Origin of the sequence: Bartonella sp. AP57NXGY (assembly GCF_042195805.1) — a bacterium.
Classification (GTDB): Bacteria; Pseudomonadota; Alphaproteobacteria; order Rhizobiales; family Rhizobiaceae; genus Bartonella.
In genome coordinates, this window is record NZ_JBHIOZ010000358.1 from 1 (window position 1) to 1,058 (window position 1,058).

At 43.4% G+C, this 1,058-nt stretch carries 1 protein-coding gene; it reads right to left on the minus strand.

Features of this window, described 5'->3' with window-relative positions; genetic code table 11:
* The coding region (locus ACFIL8_RS10840) for a hemagglutinin repeat-containing protein (protein WP_375689781.1) at positions 1-1,058 on the minus strand (1,058 nt) is incomplete at both ends.

Consider the following 1,058-nt stretch of genomic DNA (forward strand, 5'->3'; position numbering starts at 1 on the left):
TACACGCTCTCCAGAAACCACGGCGCCTGCCAATGTGGTGTTTGCCCCACTCGTGGTATGAACAGTACCTGTGCCAACAATATGGCTGTTCTTTTGTTGAACCTGTTCACTGGAACCTTCCCCTTGACTAAAAGCAGCACTGCCTGTTACCCCTGCGCCACCAGTACCATAACTGGCTCCAATATTCATTGAAGCGCTTTGGTTATGGTTTTGTGTGCTTTTCTTGTTTTGCGCACTTTCAAAGGTAATATGCTGTCCTGCTTCCAAGTTGATATTCCCGCTCTGCGGATCATTTGCATAAACAGGATTGGTGCCAGCGATAATATCAGCTCCAACACCATGGATGCTGCCTTTGTGGGCTTTCATATTGACAGAACGCCCAGCTTCTATGCTATTGGTTACAGCAGTAGATGTCTGAGAAGACTTCTCTTCCTTTTCAGTCTTAAAGCCTACGGTAACACTGGTAGAAATATCCACCATCTTGAGAAGGGAATCTTTTGTTGATCCGCTCTTTATCCCATTATAGAGATCTTTGCCTTTGTTATAGAGATCTTTGCCTTTTAGACCAAGAATGATGCCATTGCCGATTTTGTGTTTTGTATCCCCATGACCAAAATGTTTTCCTGCATCCTTTATATCTTGTATGGTACTAAGAATGCCAACATTGACAGAACCTGTAACACCAGCAAAGAAATTTTCATGTTTTTTTTGTGTCTTAGAGATATCTTGGCTTTCCGAAAGCGTGATATTATTACCGGCATCAATGTTCACATCACGATTTGCCGAAACAATAGCTGCTTGCATATTTACATCATTGTCAGCAGTAATCTGCACATCTCGGCGTGCCATGATGTGTGATTGTGCGGAAGTGGTTTCCCATTGATCGCCCGTATCTTTGACGCTTGCAACCCCAACACCCAAAGAAACACTACTGCTGCTCTTTCCAAACTGAATGCCAAAACCTGAACGCTTTTCTTCAGAATTTGACTTATGGCTATTATGACCCACAAGCACATTGACATCACGAGCTGCCGAAAGGTTAATATTCTCACCTGCAA